This is a genomic window from Bradyrhizobium sp. UBA2491 (assembly GCF_002341725.1).
In the GTDB taxonomy this organism is placed as follows: domain Bacteria; phylum Pseudomonadota; class Alphaproteobacteria; order Rhizobiales; family Xanthobacteraceae; genus Bradyrhizobium.
On the sequence record NZ_DDOP01000057.1, the window covers coordinates 1 to 573 of the forward strand.

Here is a 573-nt window from a genome sequence, read left to right on the forward strand (position 1 = left end):
GTCGAGATCTTCTACAAGGATTGGGGCTCGGGTCAGCCGATCGTGTTCAGCCATGGCTGGCCGCTGTCGTCGGACGACTGGGACGCCCAGATGCTGTTCTTCCTCAATCACGGTTTTCGCGTCATAGCCCATGACCGCCGCGGCCATGGCCGCTCGGCCCAGGTCGCCGATGGCCACGACATGGACCATTATGCCGACGATCTCGCCGCGGTCACCGCGCATCTCGACCTGAAGAATGCCGTCCATGTCGGTCATTCCACCGGCGGCGGCGAGGTCGTGCACTACATCGCCCGCCATGGCGAGAGCCGGGTGGCGAAGGCCGCGATCATCGCAGCCGTGCCGCCCTTGATGGTGCAGACGCCCGCCAATCCCGGCGGCCTGCCGAAATCGGTGTTCGACGGCTTGCAGGCGCAGGTCGCGGCCAACCGATCGCAGTTCTATCGCGATCTGCCGGCTGGCCCGTTCTATGGCTACAACCGGCCCGGCGTAAAATCGTCGGAAGCGGTAATTCAGAACTGGTGGCGGCAGGGCATGATGGGCGGCGCGAAAGCGCATTACGACGGCATCGTCGCG

At 64.9% G+C, this 573-nt stretch carries 1 protein-coding gene; it reads left to right on the forward strand.

Annotation, left to right across the window (positions count from 1 at the left end):
• On the forward strand, window positions 1-573 hold a 573-nt coding region (locus tag B2W55_RS18650; RefSeq protein ID WP_291532265.1), incomplete at both ends, for an alpha/beta fold hydrolase.